Below are 12359 nucleotides of genomic sequence, written 5' to 3' on the forward strand. Positions count from 1 at the left end.
CGGGGAGTGACCATCACGCGTCACAGACTGCCACAAAGCAATCTCCTCGGGGTCGGTAATTCGACTCGTCCGGCTGTGGGAAAACCGCTATGGCGTATTGAGGAGGTCCGCCAGCTGTCGGGCCCAAAGCGCGTGGGCGCGGGCGTTGGGATGGAATCCGTCGCGGCAGAACAGCCCGTCCGGATGTTCGACGAAATTCATCGGCGCATGCAAAACATCATCTTCGGATTCGGCGAATTGCCGGGTGGCCGCGTCGAGTAGGGTGGCCCGCAAGCCCAGCATGGCCGAGAGCGGAATCGGCAGCGCCGGGAAATGTTGCATCGGCGGGACGCCGGCCAGCACGATCCGGCCCGGTTCGAGCCGGGACCGGATGGCATCGATCAATCGTGCCAGTTCGACACGCCAGCGGCGCACGGAGCTCAGCCGAAGGCAGTCGTTGACTCCCAGGGCGACGATCACGACATCGGTCGGGTCGGCATCGAGAAGCGGCAGCAGCCTGGTGCGCGTGAAATCGATCGTGGCGCCACTGCGGGCGGCGGTTTGCCAATCGACGCCACGGTTCCTGCGGGAGGCCACTTCGGCCGCCAGTCGCGGCACGACGGATTCGGCCTGGTCGGCCAGGCCCACGGCAGCCATCGGTGATTCACCCAGGCCGGCGATCCGCATGACTGCCTCCGGGCCGGCGACGCTTCCGGATCGTTCGCCGGGCGCCTCATCCAGGTGCGGTGTCTTGCGGCGTACATGCCGCCCTTGCAGCCAGTACAGCGGCGCGCCGGCCAGCGCCAGCGTGGCCAGCGCCTGCAACGCAACGTTACGGCTACTCGAGGCCAAGCTGCTCGGCGGCGGCCGCAGCGCGTTCGACCCGGGCCTCGAGCGTCGATTCACCGGCGTCGCGGCCGCCGGCAAACTCCGGCCAGCCTTGACCGTGCCGCCGGCACAGCCCATTCAATACCTTGACGTGCTCAGGCGAGTCGTTCAGGCAGGGAATGTATTCGAGCGATTCGCCGCCGGCCTGGATGAATTCCTGTCGCCCTTCGACGGCAATCTCGTCGAGCGTTTCAAGGCAGTCGACCGAGAATCCCGGGCAGACCACCTGCAGCTTCTTCACGCCCTGCCGCGCCAGCGCCTTGAGGGTCTGGTCGGTATAGGGCTTGAGCCACTCGGCCCGGCCCAGGCGCGACTGGAACGTCAGCGTCCAGGCCTCGTCGGCCAGCCCCAGCTGCCCGGCGATCTCCCGCGCGCTGGCCTGGCACTGGCAGTAATAGGGGTCGCCGGCGAGCAGGTTGCGCTTGGGAATACCGTGGAACGAAAACAGCAGCTTGTCGGGCGCGCCGCGCGCTTGCCGGAATCGCCGGATCGATCCGGCCACCGCCGCCTGCCAGTTCTGGTCGTGATGGAAGTCGTTGACGAAGCGAACTTCCGGCAGCCAGCGCAGGCGCTTGAGCGAGTCGGTTACCCGGTCGAAGACCGAGGCGGTGGTGGTGGCCGAGTACTGCGGATACAGCGGCAGAACCAGCAGCCGCTGAATGTTCTCGCGCCGGATCCGGTCGATGGCCGAGTCGATGTCGGGCTGGCCGTAGGTCATGGCGAGCATGACCTTGACCCGGGGCAGATCCTTGCGGAATTCGGCTTCGAGCTTGTGGGCCAGATTGCGGCTGGTGACCAGCAGTGGCGAGCCATGCTCGGTCCAGACGCGGGCGTAAGCCTTGGCCGAACGCGGTGAACGAAACGGCAGGATGATGCCGTGCAGGATGAACCACCACAACAATTTCGGCACCTCGATGACCCGCCGGTCGGACAGGAACTGCTTGAGGTAGGGTCGCAACGCCTTGGCAGTCGGCGCCTCGGGTGTGCCGAGATTGACCATCAGCACGGCGGCCCTGGCGGCCTCGCGGTGGGGCTTGACCTGGCGGGTGGCATCGATCGACTCGACCAGGTGCTCGCGTGAACCGGACATGGGGGCTCCCCGTTGCATGACAATTGGCTTAGTGTACTGAGTGGGCGTGAGGGCAGGGACGAAATATCCCCGAAGAGCTTGCGAGTGGGGATTTCTGGACAATTCTGCTATGATCGGTCATGTCGGAGTAGAAGGATAAAAAAGAAGAATGCGCGTCTGCACGCCTCTCTGTTGGAGAAGTGTGATCCTGGTTGTCGCTATGGCAGCCAGCGTTTCGGCGTGGGCGCAGCCCTACGGCTACGCGATCAATTCCAAGGGCTACGATCTCGATGACTCGCGCGTGGCAGCGTTGTGGCGCATCGATCTGGCCACCGGCGCGGAAGAGTATATCGGCTGGACCGGGCGGGGCGACTTCATCGATGTCGAGGGCCTCGGTTTCAGTGAAGACGGTCGGCTCTACGGTGCCGACGACAGCACCCACACCCTTGTTTTGATCGGAACCGAGACCGGCAACGCCATTCCCGTGGGGGGCTCGCGTTCCAATATGGGGATCCGGCTCGGCACCAGCATGGATTTCGGGCTGACATTCACCTGCCAGGGCGATCTGCTGGTCTCCTCGTCAGGCACCGAGTCGCTCTACAGCGCCGACCCGGATACCGGGGAGGTCGAGCTGATTGGTTCGCTGGGCGTGCCCATCGTCGACCTGACCGTCATCGGCGAGACGGTCTTCGGCATCGGCCTGGGGACCGATGGGGCAGGTGGCGTGGCCGCGCCCAACCTCTACCGGATTGATCCGGAAGCACCGGCAGCCGAATTGATCGGGGCGCTTGGCCCGGATGCCAGCCCCTACATCCAGGCCGGGCTGGCCGCCGACGAAGACGGCCAGCTCTGGGCAATTACCGACCGCAACAGTGTTCCACCTTCCGAGGACCGGCTGCCCAGCGAAATCCTGCGCATCGATCCTCATTCGGGTGAAGCGACGCGGGTCGCCGAGACCCTGGTCGGCATCGAGTCGCTGGCCATTGCATCACCCGGGGCCTGTGACCGCGGGCTGGCGCCACCGACGGGCTCGGTCGATGTACCGCTGCTGTCACCGGCCGGCCTCCTGTTTCTCGCTGCCCTGATGCTGATCCTGGCCATGCGCCAGCTTCGCCTCCGGGCGACAAACTGATAAACTCAGGGTCCGGTTTTCACGGGGCTTAGGCTCCAGCAGAGGTCGCGGCGCATGGGTATCAGCGGTATCAGTCTGCCCCAGATTCTGATCATTCTCCTGATCGTCCTGCTCATTTTCGGCACCAAGCGCATTCGCAACATCGGCAGCGATCTCGGCGGTGCGATCCGCGAGTTTCGCCAAGGTGTGCGCGACGATGATGACAAGGAGGACGACTCGCAACAGGAATCGGGAGACAAGAAGTCCGCCGAGGAAACGCGCAAGCGTTCGGCCTCGGACCCGGATTCCTGATTCGTGGGCGGCATCGGCTTCAGCGAGCTGCTGCTGCTGGCACTGATTGCATTGTTCGTGGTGGGACCGCGCCGCCTGCCCGAGGCGGCCCGGACGATTGGCCGCTGGACGCGCCAGGCGCGTCGTGCCTGGGACGGCCTGAAGTCCGAGTTCGACGCCGAGATGGATCGCGATCACAACCGGCGTATTCTCGAGGCCGAGCAGACCGGCAGCGATCCGGCATCATCCGCCTCGGCCGATGCCAAGGGATCGAATGAGCACCGAACCGACGCCGACTGAGCCGGAGCCGACCCTGATCGACCACTTGCTGGAGCTGCGTTCCCGGCTGCTCAAGGCGGCGGTCGCGGTCGTAGTCGTACTGCTCGTGCTGGCGCCTTTCGCCCGGACTCTCTACACCATGCTGGCCGAGCCGCTTGCCCGCCACCTGCCCGAAGGCGCCAGCATGATCGCCATTGATGTCGCCTCGCCGTTCCTGGCGCCCTTCAAGCTGGCGCTGGTCCTGGCCTTGCTGCTCGCCATGCCGGTGGTGCTCTACCAGCTCTGGGCGTTCGTTGCGCCGGGTCTGTACCGGCACGAGCAGCGCCTGGCGCGCCCGGTGCTGGCCATGGCAGTGCTGCTGTTCTATGCAGGATGTGCATTCGCCTATTTCGTCGTCTTTCCAGTCGTGTTCGCGTTCTTCACCGCCGTTGCGCCTGAAGGCGTGACAGTGATGACCGACATCAACAGCTACCTGGATTTCGTGCTGACCTTATTCATCGCCTTCGGCCTGGCTTTCCAGGTGCCGGTGGCCACGGTCATCCTGGTCGCTCTGGGTGTGACCACCCCCCGGGCCCTGGGGCGCATGCGCGGCTATATCGCCCTGGGTGCGTTCACCATCGCCATGCTGATCACCCCGCCCGACCTGATTTCCCAGACCCTGCTGGCGGTACCGGTGTTGCTGCTTTTCGAACTCGGCCTGGTGGCTGCCCGGCTTCTGGTCCGGCAGCCCGAAGATTCGGGCGATCAGGCCAGCAGCTGATCGTCTTCGGGCGGATCCGGCCGCTTATCATCCGAACCGAAGATCTCGCGGAAGGCCACCCACTGAGTGCCGGCCATCAGCACTTGCACCAGCATGGCCATCAGCATGAACAGAACCTGGCCGATCATCTGGCCGGCACCGCCCAGGGCCAGGCCCAGGCTCAGCGTCAGTAACCCGAATATCAGTCCCAGCCCGAACACCAGGGCGATCAGGGCCAGGCCCAGTCCGAGAAAGGCTGCCCAGTTGGCCAGTACGGCGCGCAGGCTGATCCACAGTGCCTGCCCGACCGGGGCGTCCGCAAAGGCCGCCAGCGGGATGGCGAAATACATCGCCGAAAGTACGATCGCCATGGCCACGCCGGCCAGCAGCAGGACCGGCCCGAACGAGATGGCATTCAACAGTTCGGCCATGGCTTCCGGTGAAGTCTGGGCAGCCTCGATCTGTTCGGGCGTTGCCTGACCGCCGAGCCAGGCCGCCAGCAGGACCAGGGCGATCAGGCTGCCGACCAGGAAGAAACCACCAATGCCGAGCAGCCGGCTGCGCAGATTTGGGTGGCGCCAGGCCGAGACCAGCGCCGTGGGCACGGGTCGCCGGCCGGCCTCGACTTCGGAAAAAGCCGCCATGGCGCCGGCTGTCAGGCTCGGTGTGATCAGCATCAGCAGCAGCTGGCCGATCAGCGGTACGACCGCCAGCAGGCTGATCAGCATCCACAAGGCGGCCAGCCCGGCCATCGGGCCGAAAGCGGAAAACAGCCGTTCGGCCGCGGCCGGCAGCCAGCGCAAGCCGCGCAGGAACCCGGCCTTGTGATAGGGAAACGAGTTCATCGGACGGGCTTGACCGATGCGGTTGCCAGGGCCTCGCGTGCCGACCAGCTGGTTGCGCGGCGTATCGCCTCGATCACCGCTTCGGGCTCGTCGACCGTCTGCCAGAGGTCGAGATGGGCGGGGTTCATGAAGTGCTGTTCGGTGCTGTAGCGCAGGAACTTGATCAGACCGTCGTAGTAGTCGGCCGTGTTGACCAGAACGATCGGCCCGAGGAATTGTCCGAGGCGCTTGAGGGTCATGGCCTCGAACAGTTCCTCGAAGGTGCCGCAGCCGCCCGGCAGGGCAACGACGGCATCGGCCTTTTCGAGCATGCGGGCCTTGCGCTCACGCATGTCGCCCACCACCTCGAGTGTGTGCAAATGCTGGTGGCCGCGCTCGACACGTGTGAGAAACTCGGGGATGATGCCGTGAACCCGTCCGTCAACGGCCAGGGCGCCGTCAGCCATCGCGCCCATCAGGCCGGTGCTGCCGCCGCCGTAAACGATTTCCAGGCCGGCCTCGGCCAGCGTGCGGCCGAGACGACCGGCGGCCTGGACGTAGACCGGGTCGAGCGCCTGGCTGGAAGCGGCATAGACGGTGACGGACTTGATCGACATGGATTCCCCGCAACGGACGGCGCAATGAGCACACATTGTAAACAGACTCTCTTCATAACGCTGCTGGTCGTAGTCGGCCTGACCGCCTGCCAGCCCGAGTCCGATGAAGAACAATCGCTGGCGCCGGGACAGGAGCCGTACCTGCGCTACTGTGCCTCCTGTCACGGCAATCAGGGGCAGGGCCGGCCGCCAAGCTTTCCGCCGCTGGCGGGCTCGGAATGGACCGAGCTTGCGCCCGAGGGACTGGCGGCCATCGTGCTGCTCGGCCTGCGCGGCGAAATCGAAGTCGCGGGCGAACGTTATCGGGGTTTCATGCCGCCGCTGAAGCATATCGACGATGCCCAACTGGCTGCCATCGTCAACTTCATGACCGCACAGTGGGCCGATTCCGGCTCGGAGCTGGCGCCGGCCGACATCGCCGAGCTGCGTGCCAGCCTTGCCGGCCGCGGGCCGCTGGAAGGGCGCGAGGGGCTTGACGAATTGATCGGGGAACGACCATGAATCAGCCGTTTCCCCAGGGACAGCGCAACGGGCCACCGGCGTCAATGATCGTGCTCGGCATCACGGTGGCGGCCTATTTCGTGCAGATGACTGCGCTGACCGATGTGATTCGCCTGTTTGCCCTGTGGCCGCTGGCCACCCCCGAGATGATCCGCTTTGCCGATACCGGGGCCATTGAGACCGGTTTTGCGCCCTGGCAGCTGGTGACCTACGGTTTCCTGCACGGCGACCTGATGCATCTGTTTTTCAACATGTTCGCGCTCTACATGTTCGGCCTGCCGGTCGAGCGCGCCTGGGGCGCCCGGCGTTTCCTGATTTACTACTTCGTCTGTCTGGTTGGGGCTGCCATCATCCAGCTGCTGGTGGCCGCGATCTCCGGGGATGTCTATCCCACCATCGGCGCCTCCGGTGCGGTATTCGGGCTGTTGCTGGCCTACGGCCTGATGTTTCCCAACAGCACCATCATGTTGCTGATTCCGCCGATCCCCATGAAAGCCAAGTATTTCGTGGTCGGTTATGGTTTGCTGACCCTGTTTTTCGGCATGACCGGCACGATGGCCGGCGTGGCGCATTTCGCCCATCTCGGCGGCATGCTTTTCGGTTTCGGCCTGATCCTCTACTGGGGAAGCCGGGGCAAGCGGTCTCGCTGACCGCTGCGAGGGCTTTGATCAGAAAGCCCATATCCTACTGATAGTGAAGATTTATTTCCGGATTCTGCGGTTGTGAGGTACTTTTTCGGCAAATGATTAGCCGCAAAGCTGTTTTTTGGCATATAATTAGCTGCAAATGAGATCAGACGACGTAAAAATGACAGCGGCCAACGGTCGAAATCCCGCATTGCGAACCGCGGGTGAAGGGCCGGTGGTCAATGAACCCGACGACACGCGCGTCATCGGCGTGGTGCGGAATTTCCGCGTCGCCGTGCGTGCCGTCCAGGCGCACTCGGCGTGGGTCGAACGCCAGTGCGGCTTGAGTGCTGCCCAGCTTTGGGCGCTGTGGGAAGTCGATCGTGCGCCGGGCATCAGTGTTTCCGAGATCGCGCGCCGCCTTTCGATCAAGCCGGCCACGGCCAGCAACTTGCTCGACAAGATCGAAGGCAAGGACTTGCTGCGACGCTCGCGCGAAGGTCCGGATCAGCGCGTGGTGCAGCTTTTCGTGACCGAAGAAGGTGCGAAGCTGCTGGCGACCGCGCCATTGCCGGCCCAGGGCGCGTTGCTCGATGCGCTCACCCGCCTGCGCAATGACGAGCTTGACGAGCTCAGTCAGGGCCTGGAAGCGCTGGTCGACATCCTGCACACCAAGGACGAAGGCTCGGCGATGTCGCCCATGCATCCGGGCAAGGATTGATTGCCGCAACGCCGGCACAGAACAACAAATTCAGACACTCAAATCGAGAAGACAGGAAGAAATGGAGATTATCGTTCAGAAATACGGCGGCTCCTCGCTGGCAGAAGACGGACAGTTGCGGGACGTTGCCCGACGCGTGGCGCGTTGTCGCGAGGAAGGCAAGGGCGTGGTGGTCGTGGTCTCGGCCCGGGGCAAGACCACCAGCCAGCTGCTCGCGCGCGCCGGCAAGCTCAATTCCAATCCCGAGCATCGCGAACTCGACATGCTGCTGGCTGCCGGTGAGCAGGCCTCGGCGTCGATGCTGAGCCTGGCCCTGCACGACCTGGGCCACGAAGCCATGGCCCTGACCGGCCCTCAGGCCGGCGTCAAGACCTGTGATGCGCACTTGAATGCGCGCATCAAGTGCGTCGACCCCGAACGCATGCTCGAAACGCTCGAGGAAGGAAAGATTGCCGTGATCGCGGGCTTCCAGGGTGAAAGCCCGGAAGGCGACATCACCACCCTGGGCCGGGGCGGTTCGGATACGACGGCCGTGGCCATCGCCGCTGCCGTTGGCGCCGGACGTTGTGAGATCTATTCCGATGTGGATGGTGTCTACACCGCCGATCCGCGCAAGGTTCCCGACGCGACACGGCTGAGCATGATCAGCCTGGCCGAGATGAAGACCCTGGCGCACCACGGCGCCGGCGTGCTCAATGAGCGGGCCATCGACTATGCCATCGAGCACGGGGTGACCATCGTTTGCCGTAAGGCGCATGGGGAGGGTGGCGAAACCATCGTTCGCGCCGAACCCGGCCTGGGCCGTTCACGCATTGTCGGCGTGGCCTGCCACGACGAACTGATGCAGGTCGAGTTCGATGAGACGGCCGACCATGCCACGCTGTCCGAGCGTCTTGATGATCTGGACGTGTTCGTGCCCGAGCTGGCCGAAGGCAAATCCGGTCGCTATCTGATTTCGATCGGGCAGTTGGCCGACGACGAAGGCCTGGCCAATTCCATCCGCGATGAGTTCGATCATGGTGTGGTGGTCAGTGGACCGCTGGCCAGCGTCTCGGCAGTCGGCTACAAGGCCGGCACAGACGCCAGGGCCGAGGTCATCGCCCGCGAGGAACTGGAAGCCGAAGGTATCGCCGTGCACGAGTCGATGCGCTTTGAACATGCAGTCACCTGCCTGATTGACTGCAATGCCGTCGAACGGGCGATGCGGATCTTCCACGATCGCTTCGAGATTACCGACACCGAGGTGGCCGATGTCGCCTGAAGGCGCACAAGTCCTCGCTGAACCGGAATTCCGCAGGGCGCGCCCCGAAGACGGGGCCCGCATGTACGAACTGGTGCGCGAGATGGGTGGTCTCGAATTGAACACCGCCTATTTCTACGTGCTGTTCTGCATCGACTTTGCCGACACCTGCGTGGTCGCGGAGGTCGACGGCAAGCTGGCCGGCTTCGTGCTCGGCCACCGGCCGCCGGAGCGCCAGGATGCGGTGTTCGTCTGGCAAGTGGGCGTTGCACCCTTCATGCGCAAGCGGGGCATGGCGCGCCGGTTGCTGGAAGCGTTCCTGGAGCAGAATCCGGACGCTCGCTGGATGGAAGCGTCGGTGACGCCGGGCAATACGGCGTCGCGCAAGCTGTTCCGATCAGTCGCCCGCGACCACGGCGTCGAATGCCAGGTGAGCGATTTCATGCTGGCCGAACATTTTCCCGACGGTCACGAGCCGGAAGAGCTATTCCGAATCGGACCGTTCAAAACGAATTCAAACTTGAAGTAAGTGAGTAAAGACATGAGTCATCATCTCGACACAATCAATCGGCTCGAATCGGATGTGCGCAGTTATGTGCGCAACTTCCCGACCGTATTCACGCATTCGCGCGGCGCACGCCTGACAGACGAAGACGGTCGCGAATTCATCGATTTCTTTGCCGGCGCCGGCGTGCTCAACTACGGGCACAACAATCCCGAGATCAAGTCCGCCTTGATGGACTATCTGGCCGAGGATCACATCGTCCACAGCCTGGACATGGCCACCAGCGCCCGGGCGAAGTTCCTGGAGCGTTTCGAGGAGGTCATCCTCAAGCCGCGCGGCATGGACTACAAGGTCCAGTTCCCGGGGCCGACCGGTACCAATGCGGTCGAGGCTGCGCTGAAACTGGCACGCAAGGTGACCGGGCGGCAGAACGTGATTTCGTTCACCAACGGTTTCCACGGCATGACCCTGGGTTCGCTGGCGGTGACGGGTAATGCCATGAAGCGCGCCGGTGCCGGCGTCCCGCTCGGCAATACCTCGCAGATGCCCTTCGACGGTTATCTGGAGCAGGGCAGCGACCACAGCCTGGAGTTACTCGAGCATATCCTCAGTGATGAGGGCTCGGGTATCGACAAGCCGGCGGCGGTCATTCTCGAGACCGTGCAGGCCGAAGGTGGCGTTAACGTTGCGCGCATGGAATGGCTCAAGGAACTCTCTCAGATCGTCAAGCGTCACGATGTGCTGCTGATCGTCGACGACATCCAGGTCGGCTGCGGCCGCACGGGGCCGTTCTTCAGCTTCGAGCCGATTGGCCTCAAGCCGGATATCGTTTGCCTGTCGAAGTCGTTGAGCGGCTTCGGTCTGCCCTTCGCCGTGACCCTGTTCAAGCCCGAGCTTGATCAGTGGCAGCCGGGTGAGCACAACGGCACGTTCCGTGGCCACAACCTGGCTTTCGTGACGGCGACCAAGGCACTCGACTACTGGACCGATGACGAATTGACCAATGAGGTCGGGCGCAAGACCGAAATCATCGAGTCACGTCTGGGCGCGCTGGCTGAGCGCATCCCGGTCGACGCAACGCTGCGTGGTCGGGGATTCATCCAGGGTATCGCCTTCGACGATGCCGAGCTGGCCGGCAAGGCCTCGGCCGAGTGCTTCAAGCTGGGCCTGGTGATCGAGACCGCCGGCATCGACGACCAGGTGCTCAAGCTGCTGCCGCCACTGACCATTTCCGATGAAGACCTGGAAAAGGGTCTGAGCATCATCGAGAAAGCAGTGACCAAGGTGGCGAACGAAGCTTCGACGGACCGCAAGGTCGCCTGATCTGCCAGTCGAGGCGGCTAGCAGGCCGCGCCCTCTGACGTACGCCAATTGATAACAGTCGCGTCAGGGACGACCGGCGCGACTTTTTTATCGAATTTCAGGAGATACCCAATATGATCGTCAAGAAACTGCAGGACATTCTAGGCACCAAGGACGACGTCGATACCGAAGGCTGGAACAGCCGCCGGCTTCTGCTGAAAGACGCCGGCATGGGCTATTCGGTGCATGACACCGTGATCAAGGAAGGCGCCGAGTTGCACATGCACTACAAAAACCATCTCGAGGCGGTCTACCTGATCGAGGGCAAGGGCGAGATCGAGACGGTCGAGGACGGCAAGGTCTACCCGCTGGAAGCCTTCACCATCTATGCCCTCGACCAGCACGACAAGCACATCCTGCGTGCCAACAAGGGCTCGCACATGCGCATGGTCTGTGTGTTCAACCCGCCGGTTTCCGGCCGCGAAGTCCACGGCGAGGATGGTGCGTATCCGGCCGACCTCGACTGAGGGTGGCTGGAACGGGTGGTGCCGGGCGTGAGCGGGCGCCAGTCGGCCAACGCCCACTCCGTCTTCTCCAAATGAGGTGGCGCCTTGGTGCCGGTGAAATTGACGGAGTGCCGACCATCGATGCCAGGCATCGATCTGGCCTTGCCGCATCTGAGATTGCGGTTGAAACTGTGCCCGCCGCCGGGCCGACTTCTGCCCCCTCACGCCCGGCACCACCCGTTCTGACGGGTGTTATAAAACTCCAACCCTTCCGGATGGTGGGTGGGGGTGGCTTTTCCGGAAAGTGCAGCGCGGGAATGAGCTGCAAGCCATCCGAACTCGGATTTTTTGCCGGGCTGTTCGGAGCCTGTCCGCTTTGAAATCGAGATTCGCCCATTCGATCAGCACCCAAGAGCCCCCGATTCTCGATGAGCTTACGAGGGCGTTCGCTGTGCTTTCCGGAAAAGCCACCCCCACCCACCATCGCCCGCAATTCCCTATCCGGCTTTACGGAACGTCAAGTTGATGCGCTGGGCACCAAGCAGCGGATGTTCGCCCTCGGGTAGCGGCAGGATACCGTGGTAACGCAGGCGGTCCGGGCCGCCCCAGACGAGGACATCGCCGTGTTCGAGCAACAGTCGCTTCGGCTTGTCCTTGCGTCGAAACCCGCCCCAGAGAAACGTAGCCGGCAGTCCGAGTGAAAACGACACGACCGGGTGGGCGTAGTCTTGCTCGTCCTTGTCCTGGTGCAGCGACAGTCTGGCACCGGGTCGGTAGCGGTTGATCAGGCAGGCATCAGGTTCGTAGCCGGGGAAGCCCGCGTCTGCAGCAGCGGATTGCGCGAGTTCGAAAAACAGTTTGGGCATCGCTGGCCAGGGCTGGTCACTTCTCGGGTCGGTCGAGGTATAGCGATAACCCTTGCGGTCCGTCATCCAGCCCAGCTCACCGCAGGAAGTCATCGACACGGACATCGTGTGGCCGCCCGGAGTGACCAGGTGCCAAAAGGGTGCGTCGCGATTGATGTCGCGGATGGCCTCGACGATCGCCTCGGCCTGCTCGGCAACCCGGCGGTGAAACAGCACAGCGCCTTCCGAGAGCCATTCGGCCGAACCTCTTGCGTCAGTGTTGTCAAAAAGTTGACCTGAAACGTGCATGCTGGAA

16 protein-coding genes are annotated in these 12359 nt (G+C 63.5%); 11 read left to right on the plus strand and 5 right to left on the minus strand.

The features are described 5' to 3' along the window. Window positions 1-87: 87 nt before the first annotated feature. Together G4Y73_RS09795 and hemH are read right to left on the minus strand one after the other, a co-directional pair. Complete coding sequence (locus tag G4Y73_RS09795; RefSeq protein ID WP_164231458.1) at window positions 88-831, minus strand: SGNH/GDSL hydrolase family protein; 744 nt, start codon at window positions 829-831, stop codon at window positions 88-90. Beyond that, window positions 818-1957 carry a ferrochelatase gene (hemH, locus tag G4Y73_RS09800; protein ID WP_164231459.1) on the minus strand — a complete coding sequence of 380 codons (1140 nt, stop codon included), beginning with the start codon at window positions 1955-1957 and terminating at the stop codon, window positions 818-820. The genes G4Y73_RS09795 and hemH overlap by 14 nt, the downstream gene beginning before the upstream one ends. 199 nt (window positions 1958-2156) lie before the next feature. Between hemH and G4Y73_RS09805 the strand changes: the two genes are divergently transcribed. The 4 genes from G4Y73_RS09805 to tatC are packed head-to-tail and all read left to right on the plus strand — an operon-like array spanning window position 2157 to window position 4377. Next, on the plus strand, window positions 2157-3068 hold the full coding sequence (locus tag G4Y73_RS09805) for a hypothetical protein (protein ID WP_164231460.1): 912 nt from the start codon (window positions 2157-2159) through the stop codon (window positions 3066-3068). 54 nt (window positions 3069-3122) lie between these two features. Next, on the plus strand, window positions 3123-3359 hold the full coding sequence (gene tatA / locus G4Y73_RS09810) for a twin-arginine translocase TatA/TatE family subunit (protein WP_164231461.1): 237 nt from the start codon (window positions 3123-3125) through the stop codon (window positions 3357-3359). A gap of 3 nt (window positions 3360-3362) precedes the next feature. Further along, a complete protein-coding gene (tatB, locus tag G4Y73_RS09815; protein ID WP_164231462.1) occupies window positions 3363-3638 on the plus strand; it encodes a Sec-independent protein translocase protein TatB in 276 nt (91 codons plus the stop codon). Next, a complete protein-coding gene (gene tatC, locus G4Y73_RS09820) occupies window positions 3613-4377 on the plus strand; it encodes a twin-arginine translocase subunit TatC (RefSeq protein WP_346426847.1) in 765 nt (254 codons plus the stop codon). Before tatB ends, tatC begins: the two co-directional genes overlap by 26 nt. Here tatC and G4Y73_RS09825 read toward each other — a convergent pair. Both G4Y73_RS09825 and G4Y73_RS09830 read right to left on the minus strand, forming a co-directional pair. Further along, window positions 4362-5201 (minus strand): BPSS1780 family membrane protein, encoded by an 840-nt coding sequence (locus G4Y73_RS09825; protein WP_164231464.1) that lies wholly within the window; start codon window positions 5199-5201, stop codon window positions 4362-4364. The genes tatC and G4Y73_RS09825 overlap by 16 nt on opposite strands. Further along, complete coding sequence (locus G4Y73_RS09830; RefSeq protein WP_164231465.1) at window positions 5198-5797, minus strand: TIGR00730 family Rossman fold protein; 600 nt, start codon at window positions 5795-5797, stop codon at window positions 5198-5200. Before G4Y73_RS09830 ends, G4Y73_RS09825 begins: the two co-directional genes overlap by 4 nt. 24 nt (window positions 5798-5821) lie before the next feature. Between G4Y73_RS09830 and G4Y73_RS09835 the strand changes: the two genes are divergently transcribed. The 7 genes from G4Y73_RS09835 (at window position 5822) to G4Y73_RS09865 (ending at window position 11219) form a co-directional block, all read left to right on the plus strand. Next, a complete protein-coding gene (locus tag G4Y73_RS09835) occupies window positions 5822-6298 on the plus strand; it encodes a cytochrome c (protein WP_164231466.1) in 477 nt (158 codons plus the stop codon). Window positions 6299-6342: 44 nt separating this feature from the next. Next, entirely contained in the window at window positions 6343-6948 is a 606-nt protein-coding gene (locus G4Y73_RS09840; RefSeq protein ID WP_205596616.1) for a rhomboid family intramembrane serine protease, read from the plus strand. 157 nt (window positions 6949-7105) lie between these two features. Then, window positions 7106-7645, plus strand: coding sequence for a MarR family transcriptional regulator (locus G4Y73_RS09845; RefSeq protein WP_164231468.1), 540 nt, complete (start codon window positions 7106-7108; stop codon window positions 7643-7645). Window positions 7646-7706: 61 nt separating this feature from the next. Then, window positions 7707-8906, plus strand: coding sequence for an aspartate kinase (locus G4Y73_RS09850; protein ID WP_164231469.1), 1200 nt, complete (start codon window positions 7707-7709; stop codon window positions 8904-8906). Next, window positions 8896-9414 (plus strand): diaminobutyrate acetyltransferase, encoded by a 519-nt coding sequence (gene ectA / locus G4Y73_RS09855; RefSeq protein WP_164231470.1) that lies wholly within the window; start codon window positions 8896-8898, stop codon window positions 9412-9414. Before G4Y73_RS09850 ends, ectA begins: the two co-directional genes overlap by 11 nt. 12 nt (window positions 9415-9426) lie before the next feature. Further along, window positions 9427-10713 carry a diaminobutyrate--2-oxoglutarate transaminase gene (gene ectB, locus G4Y73_RS09860; protein ID WP_164231471.1) on the plus strand — a complete coding sequence of 429 codons (1287 nt, stop codon included), beginning with the start codon at window positions 9427-9429 and terminating at the stop codon, window positions 10711-10713. 113 nt (window positions 10714-10826) lie between these two features. Next, the gene (locus G4Y73_RS09865; protein ID WP_164231472.1) at window positions 10827-11219 is read left to right on the plus strand and encodes an ectoine synthase; all 393 of its coding nucleotides are present in this window, start codon (window positions 10827-10829) and stop codon (window positions 11217-11219) included. 476 nt (window positions 11220-11695) lie between these two features. On the opposite strand, the gene alkB is transcribed toward G4Y73_RS09865, so the two are convergent. Further along, the gene (alkB, locus tag G4Y73_RS09870) at window positions 11696-12352 is read right to left on the minus strand and encodes a DNA oxidative demethylase AlkB (protein ID WP_205596593.1); all 657 of its coding nucleotides are present in this window, start codon (window positions 12350-12352) and stop codon (window positions 11696-11698) included. Between the last annotated feature and the right edge of the window lie 7 nt (window positions 12353-12359).

The organism is Wenzhouxiangella sp. XN201 (genome assembly GCF_011008905.1).
Classification (GTDB): domain Bacteria; phylum Pseudomonadota; class Gammaproteobacteria; order Xanthomonadales; family Wenzhouxiangellaceae; genus Wenzhouxiangella.

What these genes read in the sequence shown, in the direction of transcription:
- hemH (WP_164231459.1), bottom strand. Translation starts at nt 1,957, where the DNA reads ATGTCCGGTTCACGCGAGCACCTGGTCGAGTCGATCGATGCCACCCGC.
- G4Y73_RS09805 (WP_164231460.1), top strand. Translation starts at nt 2,157, where the DNA reads ATGGCAGCCAGCGTTTCGGCGTGGGCGCAGCCCTACGGCTACGCGATC.
- tatA (WP_164231461.1), top strand. Translation starts at nt 3,123, where the DNA reads ATGGGTATCAGCGGTATCAGTCTGCCCCAGATTCTGATCATTCTCCTG.
- tatC (WP_346426847.1), top strand. Translation starts at nt 3,613, where the DNA reads ATGAGCACCGAACCGACGCCGACTGAGCCGGAGCCGACCCTGATCGAC.
- G4Y73_RS09825 (WP_164231464.1), bottom strand. Translation starts at nt 5,201, where the DNA reads ATGAACTCGTTTCCCTATCACAAGGCCGGGTTCCTGCGCGGCTTGCGC.
- G4Y73_RS09830 (WP_164231465.1), bottom strand. Translation starts at nt 5,797, where the DNA reads ATGTCGATCAAGTCCGTCACCGTCTATGCCGCTTCCAGCCAGGCGCTC.
- G4Y73_RS09835 (WP_164231466.1), top strand. Translation starts at nt 5,822, where the DNA reads ATGAGCACACATTGTAAACAGACTCTCTTCATAACGCTGCTGGTCGTA.
- G4Y73_RS09840 (WP_205596616.1), top strand. Translation starts at nt 6,343, where the DNA reads ATGATCGTGCTCGGCATCACGGTGGCGGCCTATTTCGTGCAGATGACT.
- G4Y73_RS09845 (WP_164231468.1), top strand. Translation starts at nt 7,106, where the DNA reads ATGACAGCGGCCAACGGTCGAAATCCCGCATTGCGAACCGCGGGTGAA.
- G4Y73_RS09850 (WP_164231469.1), top strand. Translation starts at nt 7,707, where the DNA reads ATGGAGATTATCGTTCAGAAATACGGCGGCTCCTCGCTGGCAGAAGAC.
- ectA (WP_164231470.1), top strand. Translation starts at nt 8,896, where the DNA reads ATGTCGCCTGAAGGCGCACAAGTCCTCGCTGAACCGGAATTCCGCAGG.
- ectB (WP_164231471.1), top strand. Translation starts at nt 9,427, where the DNA reads ATGAGTCATCATCTCGACACAATCAATCGGCTCGAATCGGATGTGCGC.
- G4Y73_RS09865 (WP_164231472.1), top strand. Translation starts at nt 10,827, where the DNA reads ATGATCGTCAAGAAACTGCAGGACATTCTAGGCACCAAGGACGACGTC.
- alkB (WP_205596593.1), bottom strand. Translation starts at nt 12,352, where the DNA reads ATGCACGTTTCAGGTCAACTTTTTGACAACACTGACGCAAGAGGTTCG.